We start from the raw sequence: 22,674 nt of genomic DNA, 5'->3' as shown, positions 1-22,674 counted from the left end.
AAAAATGTGGATTGATTTTTCTTCTAAAAAAACATTGAATGATTCTTATTCCAATTTTTTCAAAGGAAATTTTCATTGGAAAAATGCTATTTTTTCATTTTTAAAAAAATGGTATAATAATGAATCTATATTATCTGTTTCAACTTCTGGAACTACAGGTTCTCCAAAAATAATATATTTTAAAAAAAAGCATTTTTTTGAAAGAGCTATAAAAACTGTCGAATTTTTAAAACTAAAAAAAAGGGGAGTAAGAGGTTTATTATGTTTATCTCCAGATTTTATAGCAGCTAAAATGTTTTTAGTTCGTGCTATGATTTTTAAGTGGAAAATTTATTGTGTTCCTCCATCGTCTAATCCTTTAATAAATATCAAAGAACATTTCGATATTACATCAATGGTTCCCATGCAAGTTTTTTTTAGTTTAAAATATTTAAAATATATTAAAATTCTTTTAATAGGAGGATGTCCCATTTCCAATTTTTTGGAAAGGAAATTAAAAAATATTTCAACTATTTGTTATGCTACTTATGGAATGACAGAAACATTGGGTCATGTAGCTCTAAGAAAAATTAGTGGATCAAATAAATTTACTTTTTATAAATCATTTCAAGATATACATTTGAGTGTAGATAAAAGAAATTGCTTGAAAATTTTATCACCATGTTCTAGGAATTTTTTACAAACAAATGATATAGTTCATATGAGATCTAATGATACATTTTACTGGAAAGGAAGATATGATAATGTAATCAATAGTGGAGGAATAAAAATTATTCCTGAATTAATAGAAAAAAAAATAAGTTCTTTTATTCCTTTTCATAAACGATTTTTTATATCTTCAATTCCAAATAAAATTTTGGGAGAAGAAATAGTATTAGTTATTGAGGGAGATCCTTTTCCACTCAAATTTCCAGAAATTATTTTCAATGGAAAAAATAAATTTCACAAACCAAAAAAAATTTTCTTTTTTTCTAATTTTATAGAAAATTCACTTGGAAAAGTGAGAAGAAAAGAGATTATGAATAAATTAATTCAAAAAATACAAATTTTTATATTTGTATTATATTTTTTTATCGAAAAGAATTTTTAATTCTTTAAGAAAGGTTTTGGTGTCTAAATAATTTTTTTCATTGTTATATTTATTTCCATAAGCTAATTGAAACAAATCTTTAGTCATTTTTCCGGATTCTATAAAATCTATACATGTTTTTTCCATTTTTTCAGAAAAATATTTCAAATCCATATTTTTATCTAAAAAAGCACGATGTTTAAGTCCTCTAGTCCAGGAAAAAATAGAAGCAATAGGATTGGTAGAGGTCTTTTGCCCTTTCTGATATAATCGATAATGTCGGGTTATAGTCCCATGAGCCGCTTCAGATTCTAAGGTTTTTCCATCTGGAGTAAGTAAGACTGAAGTCATCATCCCTAATGATCCAAATCCTTGAGCAATGCAATCAGATTGTACATCCCCATCATAATTTTTACAAGCCCATATGAATCCTCCATTTGATTTGATTGCTTTTGCTATCATATCATCTATTAAACGATGTTCATAAGTAATTTTTAATTCTTCAAATTTTGATTTAAATTCAGTGTTATATAGATCTTGGAAAATTTTTTTATATTTTCCATCATATGATTTCATAATGGTATTCTTGGTAGAAAGAAACAGAGGCATTTTTTTATATATGGAATAATTAAAACAAGAACGAGCAAATCCACATATGGATTGATCCGTATTGTACATTCCCATAGCAATTCCAGGGCCCATAAAATGATGTATTTCAAATTTTTTTGATTTATTTTTTTTGTTATCTGGAATAAAATAAATATACAGTTTTCCTTTTTCCTCAGTTGTAAAATCTGTTGCTTTATATTGGTCTGCATAAGCATGACGGGCTATACATATAGGATTTTTCCAATTTGGTATTAAACGAGGGATATTATTAACTATGATAGGTTCTCTGAAAACAGTTCCATTAATAATGTTTCGTATAGTTCCATTTGGAGATTTCCACATTTTTTTCAAATGAAATTCCTTCATCCTATCTTCATCTGGCGTTATTGTTGCACATTTAATTCCAACATTATATTTTTTTATGGCATAAGCAGCGTTTATGGTTATTTGATCATTGGTAAGATTTCTATTTTTTATTTCTAGATCGAAATAAATGATCTCCATATCTAAGTAAGGAAGAATAAAATACTTTTTAATATATTTCCATATAATTCTGGCCATCTCATCTCCATCTATTTCTACTATAGGATTATTTACTTTAATTTTTTTCATGGGATTACAAAATTTTTTAAACAAAATAATATTACATATTTTTATCAAAATATTTAATAATAAAATTCTTATATTTGTGTGAAAAGAATAGATTTTGTATCTATCTGACATCCCTTTGAATGATTCGAAGGGTTTTTTGTTTTTATGGTAATGAATGAAAAATATGAAATGGAAAGTTTCATCACAAGAATGTTTATCTGATCTTTCAAAAGAAATTAAGTCCACTTCTGTAGAGGATAAATTAAGAACTCTTTCAAATTTTTTTCCAGGAAAAATAGTTTTTTCTACAAGTTTTAACATTGAAGATCAATTAATTTCTCATTTTATTTTATCAAATAAAATTCCCATAAAAATATTCACTTTAGATACAGGAAGATTGTTTGAAGAAACTTATAAAGTTTGGAAAGATACAAATAAATTTTATGGATATTCTATTTCTGCTTATTCTCCTAATCAAGATAGTTTGGAGAAATTTTTGTCAGAAAATGGACCAAATTCATTTTATGATAATGTAAAAAATAGAGTAAAATGTTGTTTTTTACGTAAAGTAGAACCACTAAAAAGAGCTTTAAAAGGAAACTTTGTATGGGTCACCGGATTGCGAGCAGAACATTCTGTAGAGAGAAAAAAACTAAATTATTTGGAATGGGATTCAAAATATCATTTGATTAAATATCATCCTCTTTATGATTGGAAATTAGAAAGTATAGAGAAAATGGTAAAAAAATACAAAATTCCTTATAATCCTTTATACGACAAAGGTTTTTTAAGCATAGGATGTTCTCCATGTACTCGTTCAGTTAAATTTGGGGAGAGCTATCGAAGTGGGCGTTGGTGGTGGGAGGATGACACTATAAAAAAAGAATGTGGGTTACACACTAAAAAGTAAAAATTCAAAAAAAATTACACAAAATGGAGAAACATGAAAACTTATTATTTAAATTATTTAGAAGAATTAGAATCAGAATCTATTCATATTTATAGGGAAGTAGCAGGACAGTTTGATAAACCGTGTTTGTTATTTTCTGGAGGAAAAGACTCTATTTTATTAGTTCATTTAGCCTTAAAAGCTTTTAAACCTGGAAAAATACCATTTCCTTTAGTTCATATTGATACTGGATATAATTTTCCTGAAACATTGGAATTTAGAAATTGGCTAGTAAAAGAAATTAAAGAAGAAATTATTATACGAAAAGTAGAAAAAACTATAGTTCAAAGAAATTTATCTGAGCCTAAAGGAAGATTTCCCAATAGGAATGTTTTACAATCTTATACGTTGATAGATACTATTGAAGAATTTCAATTTGATGCATGTATTGGAGGAGGACGTAGAGATGAAGAAAAAGCAAGATCCAAAGAAAGAATTTTTTCTATTAGAAATGAATTTGGATTCTGGGATCCTAAACTGCAAAGACCTGAATTATGGAATATTTATAATGGAAAAATATATAAAGGAGAAAATGTGAGAGTTTTTCCAATTAGTAATTGGACAGAAATAGATGTATGGAATTATATAAAAAAAGAAAATATTTTATTGCCTTCCATTTATTTTTCGCATGAAAGAAGAGCTATTAATATTCGAGGAAAATGGATGGCAATATCTGATTTGATTAAACCCAATCCTGATGAGGTTGTCCACATCAAAAAATTACGTTATCGTACTATAGGAGATATGACTTGCACAGCAGCTATAGAATCAATGGCTACTAATGTTGAACAAATAATTCAAGAACTTTTAAATACAAAAATAAGTGAAAGAGGTCAAACCAGAATAGACGATTCTTTTTCTGAAACAGCTATGGAAGATAGAAAAAAACAAGGATACTTTTAAAAAATTCATAATGGACACTTTAAGATTTATGACATCAGGTAGCGTAGATAATGGGAAAAGTACTCTTATTGGACGATTATTGTACGATAGTCATTCTATACTTATGGACCAATTATCTATAGTCACAGAAAAAAGTATAAAAAAACATGGAAATAATCAAAAAAAGAAAATCGATTTATCTCTGTTTACTGATGGATTAAGAGCCGAGAGAGAACAAGGTATAACTATTGATGTTGCCTATAAATATTTTTCTACATCTAAAAGAAAATTTATTATAGCTGATGTTCCAGGACATATTCAATACACTAGAAATATGGTAACAGGGGCCTCTCATATAGATTTGGCTATTGTTTTGATTGATGCATGTCATGGAATTGTAGAACAAACACAAAGACATTCTTTAATTCTTGGGTTGCTCAATATTCCAAAAATTATACTTGCTATTAACAAAATGGATTTAATTAATTATGATGATCGTATTTATAAATCGATTATTAATAAGTATCAAGTTACTGCTAGAAGAGTCGGGTTAAAGGACGTAGACATGATTCCTATTAGTGCAAAAAACGGAGATAATGTAGTGGATAAATCATATCATATGAAATGGTATACTGGACCGAGTCTTCTTTCTTTATTAGAAAATGTTGTTATTCAAAAAAAAACTTATTTAAAAGCTTCTAGATATCCTATTCAATATGTCATTCGTTCCAATAATAAGGAGGATCTATCTCGTGGATATGCTGGTAAAATTATTAGTGGAATATATAAAATTGGGGATGAAGTAATCATTTATCCCTCTAAAAATAGAACATTTATAAAAAGAATAGAAAAAAGTGGATTAAGAATAGAAGAAGGATTTTCTCCACAGAGTATAGTTATGTATTTAGAAGATGAAATAGACGTTTCTCGCGGAGATCTTATAGTGAAAAAAAATGAAGACCTCCCTATTTTTTCTCAAGAATTTGATATGATTATTTGCTGGATGTCAAATAAAATATTAAAAAATGGAAATAAGTATTTATTTCAAATTCACAGTTTTCAAGTTTCAGTTCTTATCAAAAATATTTCTTATCGTATAGATGTGAATACTCTAAAAAAAGAAAATACACCAGATCATGCTGGATTGAATGATTTAGTCAAAGTAAAAGTGAAAACATCTGTCCCTGTTCCACATGATCCTTATAAAAAAATAAAAGAAAATGGATCTTGCATTTTAATAGATGAAACAAATTATTCTACAGTGGCGGCTTGTATGATTCAATAAATTAAATTAAATAAATGTTAGATTTTTTAAATATTATATTTGAAGATAAGAAAAAAAGAAATCCTTTTCCTAATAAAAAAAAATCTGAGGATTTTATAGAAGCTTTATTTAATTTTCTATTTACTTCCGATCGATATATTTTACAAAATACAATTCTTATCAAAGAAAATTATAAAAAACTCTTTAATCTTTTATATGAAATTTTTCTTGAATTAAATATCAATCAAAAAGATTCTAATAATCTTTCTAAAAAATTTTTTGAAGAACTTCCCAATATTTATCAAACATTGATAATAGACGCTTATGCTATCTTGGAATCTGATCCTGCAGCAACAATTGTAGAAGAAATTTTTATTTCTTATCCTGGCTTTTTTGCCACTGCATTATACAGAATAGCTCATCAATTTTGGATTCAGAAAATTCCAATTATTCCAAGATTGATTACAGAATATGCACACAGTAAAACTGGAGTAGATATTCATGCTTCTGCAGAAATAGGGAAATCTTTTGCAATTGATCATGGAACAGGAATAGTTATAGGTTCCAGTACAAAAATAGGAAATAAAGTTAAAATATATCAAGGAGTTACTTTAGGAGCAATTCATGTGGATAAAAAGTTATCTAATAAAAAACGTCATCCTACTATAGAAGATCAAGTTACTATTTATGCAGGAGCTACGATTTTAGGAGGAGAAACCATAATAGGTCATGATAGTGTAATTGGAGGAAATGTTTGGTTAACACGAAGTGTTCCTCCTTTTTCTATAGTATATCAAAAAAGCGAAATAAAAATGAGAAATAATAGTCCTTTTCCTGATCCTATTAATTTTATGATATAATAAAAAAAATAAAATAAATGAAAGTTGATAGTATTTTAAAAACTATTGGAAATACACCTCATGTTCGTCTGAATAAATTATATCCGAACCACCAAGTCTGGATGAAATTAGAAAAAAATAATCCAGGAGGAAGTATAAAAGATAGAATAGCTTTATCGATGATAGAAGATGCTGAAAAAAAAGGAGCGCTTCATAAAGGAGATCTTATTATAGAACCTACTTCTGGAAATACAGGGATAGGATTAGCTATGGTTTGTTCTGTTAAAGGTTATAGTCTTATTTTAGTAATGCCAGAATCTATGAGTGTTGAAAGAAGAAAATTATTTTCCATTTTCGGAGCAAAATTTATCTTGACTCCAAGAGAAGATGGAATGAAGGGGTCTATTAAAAAAGCAGAAGAACTAATTGATACAATTCCTAATTCATGGATGCCGAAACAATTTGATAATATATCTAATCCCAATATTCATAGAGAGACAACAGCAAAAGAAATCATAGATGATTTTCCTGAAGGAATAGATTATTTTATTACAGGAGTTGGAACTGGTGGACATATTACTGGGATAGGAGAAGTATTAAAAAAAAAATATCCGAATCTAAAAATTTTTTCAGTGGAACCTGTGGAGTCTTCAGTGATATTTGGAGGAGAGGCAAATTCACATTTTTTACAAGGATTAGGTGCTGGTTTTATTCCTTCCATTTTGAATGTCAAAATATTAGATGGATCTTTTTTAGTCTCAAAAGAAGATGCTTTTATTTTTGTTCGTAAAATAGCAAAAAAAGAAGGAATTCTTGTTGGAATCTCTACAGGAGCAGTCCTGTCTGCTATAGATCAACAATTATCTAATTTTTCCGAAAAATCTATAATATTGACGTTTAATTATGATACTGGAGAAAGATATCTGTCAGTTGATAATCTTTTTTTATGACAACAAAAAAAGTAATTTTTATTTCAGCAGGACCAGGAGATCCTGATTTGATTACTGTAAAAGCTATGAATCATTTGAAAAAATCAGAAATAGTTTTGGTTGATCGTCTTGTGAGTCCTGAAATTATTAAAAAATATTCTAACTATAAAAGAAAATTCGTTTTTGTGGGAAAAAATTCCATACAAAAAACTGATTTTTCTCAAAAAAAAATCAACAAGATATTAATTCACTATGCTTTGAAAGGAAAATATGTAGTTAGATTAAAAGGAGGAGATGTTTCTATTTTTTCCAATATTATGGACGAATTAATGGAATTAAAAAAATATGATATTCCTTATGAAATTATTCCTGGAGTAACATCTGCTTTAGGTGCTGCTGCTTATGCTGGAATACCTCTTACAGCAAGAGGGTATGCTTCTTCTGTCCGTTTTATAACTCTTCATAATCCAGATTCTATCAATTCCAATCAGTGGATAGATTTTATCAAAACTAAAGACACTTTAGTTTTTTATATGTGCATTCAGAAATTATATGAAGTCTTTGATAAATTGACAAAAAACAAAGATTTTTTTTGTATGAATAAATTAGTAGCTATAATAGAACAAGCCACTACCCCTATGCAAAAAGTGTATACAAGTCATCTTTATAATTGTAAAAAATTAATAAAAGAAAAAAATCATTTTATGTCTCCTTCTTTAGTCATTTTAGGTAAAATTGTGGGGCTGCATCATTATTTCAAATGGTTTTTTAATTCTGATGTTTTGGATAAAAAAAATTATTTTGAGTGATATTTATTAATGTTTTCTTTTATAAAATTAAATAAAATGTTATCTGAATCAAATAACAAAACATTTTTTAAGTTAATCAAAGAGTCCTCTATAGAAGAGATTATTTGGATGTGTGGATATATGTCTGGATTATTATCTTCTAATACTAAAAAATCTTATAATAAATTAAATAAAGAGGAAAAAATAACGGAGAAAAAAATAACGTTAGTTTATGGAACGGAAACAGGAAATGCCAAAAATTTAGCTTTTGACATTTATCAAAAAGCCAAAAATAAAAAGTTGCAAATGAAATTGATAAGCTTAGATCAATATCGTTTGCAAGATTTAGAAAAAGAAGATTATTTATTCGTAATAATTAGTACACATGGAGAAGGAGAGCCTCCTTCTTCCGCAAGATCTTTTTTTGATTTTATTCATAAAAATCAAAATCTTAGTATAAATAAATTGAAATATAGTGTGTTAGCTTTAGGAGATAAATCTTATTCTTATTTTTGTAAAGCAGGAGTTGATGTAGATAAACGTTTGCATAACATAGGAGCAATCAGAATCATTCCATTGCATAAATGTGATGTAGATTATGAAGAAGAATCCGATAAATGGTTTTTCGAAATTTTGAATTTTTTTCAAAAAAAAAAATATGAACAAAATACAAAAGATAGAAGAAAAAAAGTATGTGGAAAAGTTTTGAATAATATACTTTTAAGTGATAAAAAAAGAGGGTCTAATAAAGAAATTTATCATATTGAAATTTCTGTTCAAAATGAAATTAAATATCTTCCGGGTGATTCTATAGGCATTTTTCCTGAAAACCCTTCGAATGAAACATATAATATTATAGAGTATCTATCAAAAGATAGAAAAAATGAAGAATATGAAAAAAATATATTTAATATTATCAAAAAAGAATTGAATATTTTTCATTTATCAGATAATTTTTTAAGAAAATATTCTTTTTTATCTGAAAAAAAAAATATTCCTTATAATCAAAAATGGAAACTAATTGATCTTTTGAAAGAATTTCCTATAAAAAAGGAATTTTCATTAAGAGATTTAATAAAAATAATGGACCCTATAAAACCAAGATTTTATTCCATTTCTTCTTCTCCTAAAGCTCATCATAATGAAATACATATTACTGTATCTCGTCATCGATTTCAATTGAATGGAGAAACTGTATATGGTCATTGCTCTGATTTTTTATCTAAGTTAAAAGAAGGAGAAAAATTCTCTTTTTTTATTCATAGGAATCAATTGTTTAGATTACCAAAAAATCCTGAAATAGACATAATTCTTATTGGTCCCGGAACAGGAATAGCTCCTTTTCGTTCTTTTTTATATGAAAGAGAAGCGATGGAAGCAACGGGAAGAAATTGGTTATTTTTTGGAGATCAACATTTTTATGCAGATTTTTTGTATCAAACAGAAATACAAAATTGGAAAAGAAAAGGAATTATTAATCGTGTAAATCTCTCTTTTTCGAGAGATCAAGGAAAAAGAATATATGTACAAGATAAAATATGGGAAAATAGAACAGAATTTTTTTCATGGATAAAAAATGGAGCATACATCTATGTTTGTGGAAAAAAAACTCCTATGAGCATAGATGTTGAAAAAATGATATTTCGTGTAATAGAGAAAGAAGGAGGAAAAGATCCAGAATATTTTATAAAAGAAATGAAAAAAGATGGAAGATATTTAAAAGACGTATACTAAAAAAGTTGATGAAAAATTAAATTTTGTAGACATGAAGACATCTCGGATAACAAAAGAAGAAAAAATAAAAAAAGAAAGCTTAGGACTTAGAGGAACTATTTTAGAGAGTTTACAGGATGAATTATCTGGAGGTATTTATAATGAAGATCAGGTTGTTATTAAATTTCATGGATTGTATCAACAAGATGATAGAGATATAAGAGAAGAAAGATCTAAAAAAAAATTGGAAAGATTATATTCTTTTATGATACGTCTTAGAATTCCAGGGGGGCTTATCAATCATAAAAAATGGATAGCTATTCATAATATTTCAGAAAAAAATTCAACTGGAGTTATTAAAATAACGACTAGACAAACAATTCAATTACACGGATTGATAAAATCTAAAATAAGACCAACTATTCAATTTTTTAATATTCATAAATTGGATTCTATTGCTACATGTGGAGATGTTAATAGAAATGTGGTATGCAGTACCTATATAGATAAAAAATACTCTCGTGAAAAAATTTTGAACTATGCTACTAAAATTAGCAATATGTTACTTCCTAAAACGAATGCTTACTATGATATTTGGTTAGATAAAAATAAGATATATGAAAAAAAAGAAGATAAAGACCCTCTTTATAAAGAAACTTATTTGCCTAGAAAATTCAAAATAGCTATAGCTATTCCTCCTAATAATGACGTTGACGTTTTTGCTAATGATATAGGTTTAATTGCTATCCTTGATAAAAAATCTAAAATATTAAAAGGTTTTAACATATCTGTTGGAGGCGGATTATCTACTACTCATGGGAATTCTAAAACCTATTCTAGGTTAGGAACTGTTATTGGTTTTTCTGATTCTGAAGATCAAATACTAAAAATAGTATATGAAATTTTGACTATCCAACGTGATTATGGAAACAGAAGCGATCGTAAATTATCCCGTTTAAAATATACTATAGATAATTATGGAATAAATTGGTTTAAAAAAGAATTAGAAAATAGAATTGGATTTTCTTTGCAAGAAAAAAAATATTTTCTTTTTACAGAAAGACGTGATTATTTTGGGTGGATTCAAGATTATCAAAAATTGTGGAATTATACATTTTTTATAGAAAATGGATTAATTTTTGATAATGAAAACTTGAAATTGAAATCTGCTTTGTTAAAGATAGCGGAATATGAAATATGTAATTTTTCATTTACTTGCAATCAAAATTTGACATTAACTCATATTGACGAAAAAAATAAAAATAAAATACAATCTATTTTTCGAAAATATGGAATTCATGATTATATGAATGGATTGTCTTCTATAAGAAAAAATTCTATGGCTTGTGTAGCGTTCAACACATGTCCTTTAGCTTTAGCAGAAGGACAACGTTATTTTCCTAGTTTGATATCTAAAATAGAAATTATTTTGAATAAATATAGATTGGAAAAAGAAGATATAATTATTCGTATGACCGGATGCCCTAATGGCTGTTCTCGTCCCTATTTAGCTGAAATAGGATTTATAGGAGTTTCTTATGGAAAATACAATCTTTATTTGGGAGCTAATCATGAGGGAACTCGTCTGAATAAACTTTATAAAAAGAATATGGATGAATCTTCTATTTTAAAAGAACTTGATCAAATTTTTGATTGTTTTCAAAAAGAAAAGTTTTCAGGAGAAAAATTTGGAAATTTTTCTATCAGAAAAAAATGGGTAGTTTAATAATTTATGATGATAAATAAAGAGAAGAATAAATTGTTTCCTATTTTTTTACATTTAGATAAACTTTCTCTTTTGATTGTTGGTGGAGGAAAAACGGCTTTAGAAAAATTAAATACCATATTAAGAAATAGCCCTGATACAAAAATTAATTTAATAGCTGATCAAATAAATCAAAAGATTTATCAAACAGCTAAATTATTCAGTTTTATAAAATTAAATAAAAAATTTTATGTTTCTTCTGATTTGGAAAATATGGATATTATTATTGTTGCTGTAAATGATCCTATCTTAAGTGAAAAAATAAAAAAAGATGCAAAAAGAATGCATAAGTTAGTTAATGTTCCTGATAAACCTGATCTTTGTGATTTTTATATGGGATCTATCGTCCAAAAAGGAAATTTAAAGATAGCTATTTCTACTAATGGAAAATCTCCTACAATAGCTAAACGTTTAAAAGAAATTTTTATAGATGTGTTACCACATGAATTAGATGACGTCTTGATAAATATGTGTGAAATACGAAAAAAATTAAAAGGAAATTTTGAATATAAAGTGAAAATTCTCAATTCAATAACTGAAAAATGGGTTATTAAAAAAACATCATTGAAAAAAAAGAAATCACAAAAAAATTTAATAAAATATTTATTTCTTATAATAGGATTTATTATTATCATAAGTTTTTTTCTACAGATCTTAACAAAAAGTTTTTTTTTTCAAAAAATATTGGATCATTTTAATCAAAGTTTTTTATATTTAATGTTTACTGGTTTTTTTGCACAACTTGTTGATGGAGCCATAGGAATGGGGTATGGTCTAACTTGTACGACCATATTGCTTTCTTTTGGGATACCACTTCCTTCAATCAGCGCTAGTATACATACTGCAGAGATATTTTCCAGCGGAATATCTGGATTGAGTCATTATAAAATGGGAAATGTAAATAAAAAGTTATTTAAAATATTACTTATCCCAGGAGTTATTGGTTCTATTGTTGGAGCTTTTTTTCTTGCTAAATTTGGAGAAAGTTACGCAACTTATATTAAACCCATGTTAGCTTCTTATACTTTTTTCTTTGGAGTTAAAATTTTGTTAAAAACATGGAAAAAGGATCACAAAAAAACTAGTAATATAGGATTGCTTGCAGGATGTGGAGGTTTTTTAGATTCTTTTGTAGGAGGAGGATGGGGTCCTTTTGTTACTAGCACTTTAATATCAAAGGGAAGAACTCCAAAATATGTTATAGGATCGGTAAGTTTATCTGAATTTTTTGTAACTCTTTCGAGTACTTTGACTTTTCTTTCTTTATTAGGAATAAACTACTGGAAAATAGTTTTTGGATTAGTTTTTGGAGGGTTATTTGCTGCTCCTTTAGCAGCAAAGATATCCGGTAAGCTTCCTATAAAAATTATGTGTCATTCTATAGGAATTTTGGTGATTATATGGAGTGTGAGGATTTTGTATAATTGTTTTTTCAATTAAGAGTAAATTTCATTGTTTAATAAAATAATTTTTTCGACAATTTTTTTATCCATTTTTGATTTAGATTCTTTAGTCCATCCAGAAACATGTGGAGTTAATACAACTTTATTAGAATGAATGAGATCAAAAAAACTTTTAGGAAGTTTATGATTATGAAAAATATTTTCAAAAGAAGAATTTTCATACTCTAATACATCTAAACAGGCTCCATATATTTTTCCGTTTTTTAATCCTCTGACTAAATGATTTGTTAAAACACATCCTCCACGAGAAGTATTTATTAAATAAATAGGTTTGTAAAATTTTTTTATAAAATCATAATTAATCATTCCTTTTGTTTCCTTTGTATAAGGAACATGTAAACTGATTATATCTGATTTTTTAAAAATTGTACTCATATCAACTTGCATTGCATAACTATCTCCTATTCTTGGTAATATATCATAACATAATATTCTAGCATCAAATCCTGAAAGTTTTTTTGCAAAAGATTTTCCAGTATTTCCATATCCAATAATTCCTATTGTTTTTCCCATGATTTCCATTCCTCTATTATTTTCTCTCTCCCATTTTCCTTTTTTAATAATTTGTTGATGAGAAGGAATAATATGGTTCATGATGCATAAAAGCATTCCTATAGCATGTTCTGCTACAGCATCTTTATTTCCTTCTGGAGAAGAAATCAAAGAAATCCCTCTTTTTAAAGCATAATCTTTGTCTATATTTTCTATTCCAGATCCAATCCTAGCTATAAATTTTAGTTTTTTAGCTTTTTTAATAAATTTTTTATCTATTTTTAATCTGCTTCTTAAAATGACTCCGTCATACACAGATATATCAATTTTATCGGTTGAATCATAATAATTTTCATCACAAATAAATCCTTCTTTTTTTAGTTTGTATATAATAAAAGGATGATTTTTTTCTAAAATTAATATTCTTTTGATCATTTATCGTAATCTTTATTATTTTCATTATTTAAATTTTCATTAATATTTATAATTTCTTTCAAAGAATTTTTATTTTCTTTTTCTTCAATAATATTTTCTTCTTCTTTGAACACATGATTTTCCTCACATTGATCCCAATTATATTGATAATTTTTAGGTTTATGAAAAAATAATTGATCATTATAAATCAGATTAATATCTTCATATAAACTTTTCATATAATAGGCCCATATAGGCAACGCCATATTCGCCCCCTGACCCAATTTAATATTTTCGAAATGGGAAAATCTATCTTCCCAACCAACCCAAACTCCAGTAGTTAAATTTGGAACCATCCCTATGAACCATCCATCTGAGTTTTCATTAGTTGTCCCAGTTTTTCCTGCTATTTCTCCTATAAAATTATATTTTTGTAATCTCTTAGCGGTTCCATATTTAATAACTCCTTGCATTATTTTTAACATAATATATGCAACTTCTTCGCTAAAAACTTGTTTTCTACTAAGATCTATATTCTCTTTGATTAAATTTCCATTTTCATCCTCTATTTTAACTAAAATACTGGGCTTTACGTAAAAACCAAAATTAGTAAATGTGTTGAATGCTCCTGTCATTTCATACAATGTTAGATCTGCAGAACCAAGCGCTATAGATGGATGTTCAGGAATTATAGATTTTATTCCCATTTGTTTTGCTAAACTAATTACTGGACCTGGAGTGATTTTTGATATCAATCTGGCTGAAATTGTATTCACAGATAATGCTAACCCATCTTTTAACGTGAGTACTCCTCCATATTTTCCATTAGAATTCCTCGGACTCCATTTTCCTAAATGGAATTTTTCATTTGAAATTTTTGTACAAGGATTATAATGCAATTCATTAATGGCAGTAGCATATAAAATAGGTTTGAAAACAGAACCAACTTGACGTTGTGTTTGTGCCACATGATCATATTGAAAATAATTGAAATCTATTCCCCCTACCCATGCTTTTATAAATCCAGTAGATGGTTCTATAGATAACAAACCTGCTTGAATAATACTTTTTTGATAGCGAACAAAATCCCATGGAGACATTAATACTTTTTTTGGGCCATTCCAAGTAAACAATTTTATTGATTGTGGTTTTTGAAATCTTTCTAAAATTTCTTCTTCTGCTAATCCTTTTTGTTTCAAATCTTGGTAAAGAGAAGTCCTATGCATAGCAGACATTAATATTCTTTTTGTTTTTTCTTGAGATATATTCAAAAATGGAGCATTTTTATTTTTTTTTTGAAAATGATTGAATAAAATCTGCAATTTACTGAGGTGTTTTTTGACTGCTTTTTCTGCATAATCTTGCATTCTTGCATCAATAGATGTATATATTTTTAATCCACTAGAATAAAGATTCAGTTTTTGTCCAGTTTTATTTTCATGTTCATCTAAAGTTTCTTGAATTTCTTTTTTTAAAAATTCACCATAATAAGTAAGCAATTCAAAATCTTTTTTTTGTATTTTAAAATTAATTTTTACAGGTTTTTCCAACTCTTTTTTATATTTAAATGGATTTAAAAGATTGTATTTCCTCATTTGAGATAAAACTAAATTTCTTTGTTTTTTTGCTCTTTTAGGATAATTTTTAGGATTATATAAAGAAGGATTTTCTAACATCCCAACCAATGTAGCACATTCTCCTAAATTAAGTTCAGAAACTTTTTTATTAAAATAAGTGTGAGCTGCTGTTTCTATTCCTTTTGCATTATATAAAAAATCAAATTTATTATAATACATCGTAATAATTTCTTCTTTAGTATAACGTTTCTCCAATTCAATAGCCATAACCCATTCTAAAAGTTTCTGATGAATTCTTTGTAATTTATTTTTTGCAGACGGTCCTGTAAAAAGAAGTTTTGCTAGTTGCTGAGAGATGGTACTCCCGCCTCCCTTTTTTCCTAGTGAAAGAATCGCTCTAAGAAGAGATTTAGCGTCAATCCCAGAATGATATTTAAAACGAATATCTTCTTTTGCTATTAAAGCATTAACAAGATCTTTAGGAAGTTGTTTATAAGTAATTAAAGTTCTATTTTCAGAAAAAAATCTTCCCAAAAGTATCCCATTAGAGTCATATACTTCCGATCCTATTTCCATAGCAGGATTCTCTATATCTTTAGTACTAGGCAAAGCTCCCAAATAACCTTTAGAAGCTGCATAAAAAATCAAAAAAATAGTACTTATTCCTATAAAAAATAAAAACCAAAAATAAAAAATAAATACATAAAAATAAGATTTTATACTCTTTTTATACACGTAAAAAATTTATTAGCATATAATAAACAATGTGAAAATTATATAGACAAATCTCTAAATGTTAATTCGGTTTTCTGAATGGGATTAATTGTTGATAACTCCTCTAAAGGAGGAGCTATTTGATTCTTTTTATTATTTTCTAAAATTTCTTTAATTTTTTTTACTCCTATTCTAAACCAAGTATTTGGATTATTAATATAAGAAAACCACATTTTCTTTTTGAAAACATCAATTTTCATACATTGAGCAATTCCCTTTTCTGTGTGAATTTTTTTGTTAAAATCCGGAAAATCTTTTAAAGAAGTTAAATAGGCATCTAATTCATAGTTAAGACAACATTTTAGCTTACTACATTGACCATTTAATTTTTGAATATTTATGGAAAGTTGTTGATATCTTGCAGAATTAGTAGTGACTATTTTAAAATTTTTTAACCAAGTAGAACAACAAAGTTCTCGACCACAAGAACCTATGCCTCCAATTTTTGCTGCTTCTTGTCTATATCCTATTTGACGCATTTCTATACGTGTGCGAAAATGAAAAGCTAATTCTTTAATTAATTTTCTAAAATCAACTCTATTTTCTGCTGTATAATAGAAAATAGCTTTTTCTCCATCTCCTTGATACTCTACTTCGCTAAGTTTCATAGAAAGATTTAAAGTTTTTACAATTTTTTTAGCTTTTGAAAGAGTTGAAAATTCCTTTCTCCTGAAAGATTTCCAAATATTGATTTCTTTATGTGTTGATTTTCTGTATATTTTTTTTAGAATGTCTATATTTTTATTTCTTACTTGTAATTTTACCAATTCTCCAGTTAAAATCACTGTTCCTATATCATATCCCATTCCTGATTTAGATTCTACAGTAACAATGTCTCCTTTACAAAGAAATATTTTTTCTTGATTTATAAAAAATTCTTTTCTATCATTTTTAAATTGTACTTCTACAAAATCATGTTTCTGATATTCAAAAGGAGATTGAATATTAGATAACCAATCAAATACATTCAGTTTTTTGCATTGTTTTTTTTGATAATTATTTTGAAAAAAAGATTGATCCTTCTTTTCACATTTATTTTTTAAACAATTAGAACATGATTTGTTCATTATCCTAATAACTTTTTATTAATAAAAAATTAAATTATATATAAATATATATGATCTAAAAAAATTATTATGAATAACAAAGAAAAAATAGCTATATTTCCTGGATCATTTGATCCCATAACTTTAGGTCATTATGATATTATTATTAGATCTTTAAATTTATTTGATAAAATAATTATAGCTGTTGGAAATAATTTTGAAAAAAAAAATATGTTTTCTCTTCAAAAGAGAAAAGAATGGATTCGAAAAACTTTTTTGAATTTTTCTCATAAACATAAAATAGAAATAGAATCATTTAATGGATTAACCATTTCTTTTTGTATAAAAAAAAAAGCTAAATTTTTGTTAAGAGGAATTCGAAATCAATTTGATTTTGAATTCGAAAAAGATATATTGTTTACTAATAAAAAACTAGAAAAAACAGATCTTATTGAAACTGTTTATCTCATTTCTTCTTATGAAAATTCTCATATTTGTTCTTACATTGTGAGAGACGTTATGAAAAATGGAGGGGACTATTCCATATTTGTTCCTTCTTCTGTGAGAATATAAAGAACAAATAAGAATTTTTTTTATTTTATTTTAATGCTTTCTTCAAAATATTTATTATCGATCCAATCAAGGATTATTTGTTTTTTTTCCATATTGATATCTATGAGTTTGACTTTGACTTTATCTCCTAAATGATAAACTTTTCTTTTTTTTTTCCCAATTATGCTATAATTATTTGAATTCAAAATATAAGTATCTTCTTTAATATCACATAATCTGACCATTCCCTCTGTTTGAAATAATAGGAGATCAATATAAACACTCCAATCAGTGAATCCAGTAATTATTCCATAAAATTCTTTTCCTAAAAATTTTTTGATATATTTTACTTGTATATATTTTAGAAATTCTCTTTCTACATCTATAGCTAAACGTTCTTTATTACTGCAATGTTGAGATTGTTTTTCATAAAATTCCATTTTTTTTAGTTTGTATGCATTTTCATTATTATGATTTTTTTGATTTATTGTTAGATAACAATGCAGTAATCGGTGTGCTATTATATCTGAATATCTTCTTATAGGAGAAGTAAAATGAGTATAATGAAGAAAAGATAATCCATAATGTCCTATATTTTTAGTAGAATATTTGGCTTTACTCATAGCACGAAGAATCAAATTTTCAATCATATTTTGTTCTGGTTTTCCTTTTATTTTTTTTAATAAACAATTAATGGAAGTTTTTAAATTTTTAAAATCTAAAAAGTAACCTAAAGGTTCTATAATTTTTTTTAGAAAAAAAATTTTTTGAAAATCTGGTTCATCGTGAATTCTGTAAATAAAAAGTTTATTAGATGTAACAAATTCTGAAATTTTTTGATTGGTTAACAACATAAATTCTTCTATTAAACGGTGTGCGTCATTGTTTTTTTCTAAATGTAAAGAAATTGGATTCTTTTTTTCATCTAAATGAAATTTAACCTCAACTTTTTCAAGATAAATAGATCCATTTTTTAATCTTTTTTTTGTTAATATTTTAGAGAATAAAAATAAAGTATAAATCTCTTCGTGAAAATCTCCTTTTTTTTTATCTATAATTTGTTGAACCTCTTCATATGTAAACCTTCTATCAGACCGTATAATGGTTTTTCCCAACCAACTTTTTAATATTTTTCCTTGATTGTCCATATTAAAAATATAGGAAAAACTTAATTTTTCTTCCATAGGCTGTAAAGAACAAAGATCATTTGATAATATTTTTGGAAGCATAGGAATGACTTTTCCTATAAAATAAATAGATGTAGCACGTGAATATGCTTCTTTATCTAATAAACTTCCTTCTTTTATATAATGAGAGACATCGGATATATGTACCCCAATTTCCCAAGTATTATCATTTAACTTTCTAATTGATAGTGCGTCATCAAAATCCTTTGCATCTAAAGGATCTATAGTGAAAGTATTAATATTTCTCAGATCTTTTCTAGTTTCTCTATCTGAAATTCTTTTTGAAGAAATTTTTTTAGCTTCATTTTCCACTTCTTTGGAAAATTCATATTGGATTCCATATTCTTCCAATAATGAAAAAACTTCAGTTTTATATTCTCCGGATTTCCCGAATATTTTTATAATTTTACCCAAAGGATTTTTGAGCTTTTTGGGCCATGATACGATTTGAACTAATACTTTATCATTGTGATGATATTTTTTCAATTTTTCATCATTTATTGGAATAAAGATATCTACATGAATACTGTTATTGTAAACTATGACAGATCCATATTTAGAGTTAGATTGAAGATTTATTTTTAATATTCCAATAAATTTTTGGGTTTTTCTTTTTATGATTTTTAATACTTCTCCTTCTATTTTTATTCCTTTTTTTTTATTTAATCTGATTTTAACAAAATCTCCTTCTAAGGCTCGGTTTGTTTTATTTTTTGGAATAAAAATATCTTTCTGAAATCCTTCCACATTAACAAAAGCATATCCATGGCTAGTGATATTAATGGATCCAGTAGAAAAATTTTTACAATGTTTTTTTTTTATTTTTTTTTCTGATTTCATGATAACATGTCTATCTATAAATAAAGCTAAAAAACTTACAATCTACAAGATTTTATCTAAAAAATTGTTTTTCATTTTTTTTATGAAATTTAGAAATTGGATATTATTTATTATATTTGCAATGATCCGTTTTTTTACTTATATAAATAATAAAATAAATAACTCTAAGATGACAGGTAAACGTATATTATATGTTTCTTCAGACTTATTTCCTTTTTCTTCAGAAAATCCAATATCTTTATCGGTTTTAAAAGCCTCTAAATTTATGCAATCAATAGGAAACGATGTACGTTTATTTATGCCTCGTTTTGGAGTGATAAATGAAAGAAGACATCAATTACATGAAGTCATTCGTTTGTCAGGAATGAATTTAGTTATTAATGATATAGATCAACCTTTATTGATAAAAGTAGCCTCTATTCCTGATGCAAGATTGCAAGTTTATTTTATAGATAATGAAGAATATTTTAAAAGAAAAGCTATATATGAAGATGAAAAAGGAATTTTTTTTCAAGATAATGACGAAAGAGCTTTGTTTTTTACAAAAGGAATTTTAGAGACTGTAAAAAAATTAAATTGGAAACCTGATATAATCCATATATATGGATGGATTAGTTCTTTTATTCCTTTGTACATTAAAAATTTTTATAAAAATGATCCTGTATACCAAAATACAAAAATAGTTGTATCTATCTATAATAAGCCTTTTCAAGGCGATTTAAATAAAGACATTCTTAAGAAAGTAAAATTTGATGGTATTAAATCTAGAAAATTAAAATTGTTAGAAAATCCGAATTACTTTAATTTGACAAAATTATGTATGTATTTTTCAGACGCTATAATAAAAGGAGATCTTTATTTTCCTCAAGAAATAGAAGATTATATAAAAATAAATAAATTGTTAGTGTTAAAATATTACCCTGTAGAAAAAATAGAAACCGTTTATCAACAATTTTATAAAGAAACTGTTTTAGAACAGATTAATTAATATTTTTTATAGATAAAAACTTCTAATTTTATCAGTTAGAATGTGTGGTATAATTGGTTATTTGGGTTATAGAGAAGCTTATCCTATTCTCATTAAAGGATTAAAGAAATTGGAATACCGAGGATATGACAGTTCTGGTATTGCTATTTTTTATGAAAATGGATATAGTTTATGTAAAACAAAAGGGAGAGTTTGTGAATTGGAGAAAAAAATATCCTCTTACAAGATAAAAACAAGTGGAACAACTGGAATAGGTCATACAAGATGGGCTACACATGGAATTCCAGATGATTTGAATGCTCATCCTCATGTTTCTAATTCCAATGATTTGATTATGATTCACAACGGAATCATAGAAAATTATCATGCAATTAAAATCATTTTATTAAAAAATGGTTTTACTTTTAAAAGTGAAACAGATACAGAAGTTCTTTTAAATTTGATTGAATATATTAAGAAAGAAAATAAATTATCTTTAGAAGAAGCTGTAAGAATTTCTTTAAATGAGATAGTGGGAGCTTATTCCATTGCTATTGTGGATAAATCTCATCCGGAAACAATTATTATTGCAAAATTAGGAAGTCCTCTTGCGTTAGGAATTAATGATAAGGAATTTTTTATTGCATCTGACCCTATTCCTTTCATAGATTACACAAAAAATGCTATTTATTTGAAAGATGGAGAAATGGCTATTCTTAGAAAAGGAAAAGAATTAGATTTGAGAAAAATTTTAGATAATCATAGATTATATCCAATTATTAAAAGACTTCAAATAAATTTGAAAAAAATAGAAAAAGGAGAATATAAATATTTCATGCTAAAAGAAATATATGAGCAACCAAAAACAATTTTGGATACCTTACGTGGAAGATTATTAATTTCAGAAAAAATAATTTGTATTGATGGAATTGAATCTAATAAAGATATTTTTATTAATGCTAAATCTATAACTATAGTAGCGTGTGGGACTTCATGGCATGCTGGTTTAATAGGGGAATATCTATTAGAGGAACTTGCTCGTATTCCAGTGGAAGTAGAATATGCTTCAGAATTTAGATATAGGAATCCTATTATAGAAAAAAAAGATGTGATTATTGTGATTTCTCAATCAGGAGAAACAGCCGATACTTTAGCTGCTTTAAAGTTGGCAAAAAGTAAAGGGGCTTTTGTTTTTGGTATTTGTAATGTAGTAGGATCGTCCATTGCAAGAAATGTAGATGCTGGTGCTTATACTCATGCAGGACCTGAAATTGGAGTTGCGTCTACAAAATCTTTTACTGCACAAATTACGGTTCTTGTTTTATTAGCTTTAAAAATAGGAAAATACAGATCATCTATAAATGATAATCGTTATAAATGTTTGTGTCATGAACTTGGATTAATTCCAGAAAAAGTTAATCATACTTTGAAAATAGATAATTCTATAAGAAAAATTTCCGAAGTCTATCAGAATGTAAATAATTTTCTTTATTTAGGTAGAGGAATTAATTTTCCAGTCGCTTTAGAGGGGGCTTTAAAATTAAAAGAAATATCCTATATTCATGCAGAAGGTTATCCTGCAGCAGAAATGAAACATGGTCCTATAGCCTTGATTGATGAAAATATGCCAGTAGTTATTATTGCGACAAAAAAAGGATGTTATGAAAAAATAGTAGGGAATATTCAAGAAATTAAAGCTAGAAAAGGGAAGATAATAGCTATAGTTAATGAAGGAGATATTCAAGTAAGTATGTTAGCTGATTATGTTATTAAAGTTCCAGAAATATCGGAAGAACTAAGTCCCTTAGTAACTGTTATTCCTCTTCAATTATTAGCTTATCAAATAGCTTATATCCGAGGAGAAAATGTTGATCAACCAAGAAATTTGGCGAAATCAGTAACAGTAGAGTAAAAGTAAGAAGGTTTTTTAACATGAGTAAAGAAATTTTTAGGAATAGAACGCA

At 26.5% G+C, this 22,674-nt stretch carries 18 protein-coding genes; 13 read left to right on the top strand and 5 right to left on the bottom strand.

Features of this window, described 5'->3' with window-relative positions; genetic code table 11:
- Positions 1–4: 4 nt before the first annotated feature.
- Entirely contained in the window at positions 5–1,090 is a 1,086-nt protein-coding gene (locus tag H0H47_RS01855) for an AMP-binding protein (RefSeq protein ID WP_185865801.1), read from the top strand.
- On the opposite strand, the gene H0H47_RS01850 is transcribed toward H0H47_RS01855, so the two are convergent.
- Positions 1,061–2,290, bottom strand: a complete 1,230-nt coding sequence (locus H0H47_RS01850) for an NADP-dependent isocitrate dehydrogenase (RefSeq protein WP_185865800.1) — start codon at positions 2,288–2,290, stop codon at positions 1,061–1,063. The genes H0H47_RS01855 and H0H47_RS01850 overlap by 30 nt on opposite strands.
- Positions 2,291–2,444: 154 nt before the next feature.
- Between H0H47_RS01850 and H0H47_RS01845 the strand changes: the two genes are divergently transcribed.
- The 9 genes from H0H47_RS01845 to H0H47_RS03150 are packed head-to-tail and all read left to right on the top strand — an operon-like array spanning position 2,445 to position 12,838.
- Positions 2,445–3,179 (top strand): phosphoadenylyl-sulfate reductase, encoded by a 735-nt coding sequence (locus H0H47_RS01845; protein ID WP_185865799.1) that lies wholly within the window; start codon positions 2,445–2,447, stop codon positions 3,177–3,179.
- Positions 3,180–3,212: 33 nt separating this feature from the next.
- Positions 3,213–4,121 carry a sulfate adenylyltransferase subunit CysD gene (gene cysD / locus H0H47_RS01840; RefSeq protein WP_185865798.1) on the top strand — a complete coding sequence of 303 codons (909 nt, stop codon included), beginning with the start codon at positions 3,213–3,215 and terminating at the stop codon, positions 4,119–4,121.
- Positions 4,122–4,131: 10 nt separating this feature from the next.
- Positions 4,132–5,385 carry a sulfate adenylyltransferase subunit 1 gene (locus H0H47_RS01835; protein WP_185865797.1) on the top strand — a complete coding sequence of 418 codons (1,254 nt, stop codon included), beginning with the start codon at positions 4,132–4,134 and terminating at the stop codon, positions 5,383–5,385.
- Positions 5,386–5,399: 14 nt separating this feature from the next.
- Positions 5,400–6,224: a serine O-acetyltransferase gene (locus H0H47_RS01830; RefSeq protein WP_185865796.1), complete on the top strand. Its 825-nt coding sequence runs from the start codon at positions 5,400–5,402 to the stop codon at positions 6,222–6,224.
- Positions 6,225–6,241: 17 nt separating this feature from the next.
- Entirely contained in the window at positions 6,242–7,153 is a 912-nt protein-coding gene (gene cysK / locus H0H47_RS01825; protein WP_185865795.1) for a cysteine synthase A, read from the top strand.
- A complete protein-coding gene (gene cobA / locus H0H47_RS01820) occupies positions 7,150–7,941 on the top strand; it encodes a uroporphyrinogen-III C-methyltransferase (RefSeq protein ID WP_185865794.1) in 792 nt (263 codons plus the stop codon). The genes cysK and cobA overlap by 4 nt, the downstream gene beginning before the upstream one ends.
- 9 nt (positions 7,942–7,950) lie before the next feature.
- Positions 7,951–9,654: a diflavin oxidoreductase gene (locus H0H47_RS01815; protein WP_238785076.1), complete on the top strand. Its 1,704-nt coding sequence runs from the start codon at positions 7,951–7,953 to the stop codon at positions 9,652–9,654.
- A 31-nt stretch (positions 9,655–9,685) separates the two neighbouring features.
- Positions 9,686–11,359, top strand: a complete 1,674-nt coding sequence (locus H0H47_RS01810; RefSeq protein WP_185865792.1) for an NADPH-dependent assimilatory sulfite reductase hemoprotein subunit — start codon at positions 9,686–9,688, stop codon at positions 11,357–11,359.
- A gap of 6 nt (positions 11,360–11,365) precedes the next feature.
- Positions 11,366–12,838, top strand: a complete 1,473-nt coding sequence (locus H0H47_RS03150; protein WP_185865791.1) for a TSUP family transporter — start codon at positions 11,366–11,368, stop codon at positions 12,836–12,838.
- On the opposite strand, the gene H0H47_RS01800 is transcribed toward H0H47_RS03150, so the two are convergent.
- From H0H47_RS01800 to H0H47_RS01790, 3 genes are read right to left on the bottom strand one after another with little or no spacing between them, the layout of a single operon-like run.
- Positions 12,835–13,788 (bottom strand): NAD(P)-dependent oxidoreductase, encoded by a 954-nt coding sequence (locus H0H47_RS01800; RefSeq protein WP_185865790.1) that lies wholly within the window; start codon positions 13,786–13,788, stop codon positions 12,835–12,837. The genes H0H47_RS03150 and H0H47_RS01800 overlap by 4 nt on opposite strands.
- A complete protein-coding gene (locus H0H47_RS01795; RefSeq protein WP_185865789.1) occupies positions 13,785–16,079 on the bottom strand; it encodes a transglycosylase domain-containing protein in 2,295 nt (764 codons plus the stop codon). The genes H0H47_RS01800 and H0H47_RS01795 overlap by 4 nt, the downstream gene beginning before the upstream one ends.
- Positions 16,080–16,117: 38 nt before the next feature.
- Positions 16,118–17,185, bottom strand: coding sequence for a PSP1 domain-containing protein (locus tag H0H47_RS01790; protein WP_185865788.1), 1,068 nt, complete (start codon positions 17,183–17,185; stop codon positions 16,118–16,120).
- 69 nt (positions 17,186–17,254) lie between these two features.
- On the opposite strand from H0H47_RS01790, the gene coaD reads away from it, so the two are divergent.
- Positions 17,255–17,737, top strand: a complete 483-nt coding sequence (coaD, locus tag H0H47_RS01785) for a pantetheine-phosphate adenylyltransferase (RefSeq protein ID WP_185865787.1) — start codon at positions 17,255–17,257, stop codon at positions 17,735–17,737.
- Positions 17,738–17,757: 20 nt separating this feature from the next.
- On the opposite strand, the gene rnr is transcribed toward coaD, so the two are convergent.
- Positions 17,758–19,743, bottom strand: a complete 1,986-nt coding sequence (rnr, locus tag H0H47_RS01780; RefSeq protein WP_185865786.1) for a ribonuclease R — start codon at positions 19,741–19,743, stop codon at positions 17,758–17,760.
- Positions 19,744–19,912: 169 nt separating this feature from the next.
- Here rnr and H0H47_RS01775 point away from each other — a divergent pair, with 169 nt between their 5' ends.
- Together H0H47_RS01775 and glmS are read left to right on the top strand one after the other, a co-directional pair.
- Complete coding sequence (locus tag H0H47_RS01775) at positions 19,913–20,731, top strand: glycogen/starch synthase (RefSeq protein WP_185865785.1); 819 nt, start codon at positions 19,913–19,915, stop codon at positions 20,729–20,731.
- Between the two features lie 40 nt (positions 20,732–20,771).
- Positions 20,772–22,622, top strand: coding sequence for a glutamine--fructose-6-phosphate transaminase (isomerizing) (gene glmS, locus H0H47_RS01770; RefSeq protein ID WP_185865784.1), 1,851 nt, complete (start codon positions 20,772–20,774; stop codon positions 22,620–22,622).
- Positions 22,623–22,674 lie beyond the last annotated feature (52 nt).

Source organism: Blattabacterium cuenoti, assembly GCF_014252075.1.
Taxonomy (GTDB): Bacteria; Bacteroidota; Bacteroidia; order Flavobacteriales; family Blattabacteriaceae; genus Blattabacterium; species Blattabacterium cuenoti_AC.
The sequence above is the reverse complement of the archived record's forward strand: the minus strand, read 5'-3'. Positions and strand labels throughout refer to the sequence as shown.

Coding starts and splice junctions, on each gene's coding strand:
- H0H47_RS01835 (WP_185865797.1), top strand. CDS start 4,132: ATGGACACTTTAAGATTTATGACATCAGGTAGCGTAGATAATGGGAAA.
- H0H47_RS01775 (WP_185865785.1), top strand. CDS start 19,913: ATGACAGGTAAACGTATATTATATGTTTCTTCAGACTTATTTCCTTTT.
- cysK (WP_185865795.1), top strand. CDS start 6,242: ATGAAAGTTGATAGTATTTTAAAAACTATTGGAAATACACCTCATGTT.
- glmS (WP_185865784.1), top strand. CDS start 20,772: ATGTGTGGTATAATTGGTTATTTGGGTTATAGAGAAGCTTATCCTATT.
- H0H47_RS01790 (WP_185865788.1), bottom strand. CDS start 17,185: ATGAACAAATCATGTTCTAATTGTTTAAAAAATAAATGTGAAAAGAAG.
- rnr (WP_185865786.1), bottom strand. CDS start 19,743: ATGAAATCAGAAAAAAAAATAAAAAAAAAACATTGTAAAAATTTTTCT.
- H0H47_RS01815 (WP_238785076.1), top strand. CDS start 7,951: ATGTTTTCTTTTATAAAATTAAATAAAATGTTATCTGAATCAAATAAC.
- cobA (WP_185865794.1), top strand. CDS start 7,150: ATGACAACAAAAAAAGTAATTTTTATTTCAGCAGGACCAGGAGATCCT.
- H0H47_RS01800 (WP_185865790.1), bottom strand. CDS start 13,788: ATGATCAAAAGAATATTAATTTTAGAAAAAAATCATCCTTTTATTATA.
- H0H47_RS03150 (WP_185865791.1), top strand. CDS start 11,366: ATGATGATAAATAAAGAGAAGAATAAATTGTTTCCTATTTTTTTACAT.
- H0H47_RS01850 (WP_185865800.1), bottom strand. CDS start 2,290: ATGAAAAAAATTAAAGTAAATAATCCTATAGTAGAAATAGATGGAGAT.
- H0H47_RS01830 (WP_185865796.1), top strand. CDS start 5,400: ATGTTAGATTTTTTAAATATTATATTTGAAGATAAGAAAAAAAGAAAT.
- cysD (WP_185865798.1), top strand. CDS start 3,213: ATGAAAACTTATTATTTAAATTATTTAGAAGAATTAGAATCAGAATCT.
- H0H47_RS01845 (WP_185865799.1), top strand. CDS start 2,445: ATGAAAAATATGAAATGGAAAGTTTCATCACAAGAATGTTTATCTGAT.
- H0H47_RS01855 (WP_185865801.1), top strand. CDS start 5: ATGTGGATTGATTTTTCTTCTAAAAAAACATTGAATGATTCTTATTCC.
- H0H47_RS01810 (WP_185865792.1), top strand. CDS start 9,686: ATGAAGACATCTCGGATAACAAAAGAAGAAAAAATAAAAAAAGAAAGC.
- coaD (WP_185865787.1), top strand. CDS start 17,255: ATGAATAACAAAGAAAAAATAGCTATATTTCCTGGATCATTTGATCCC.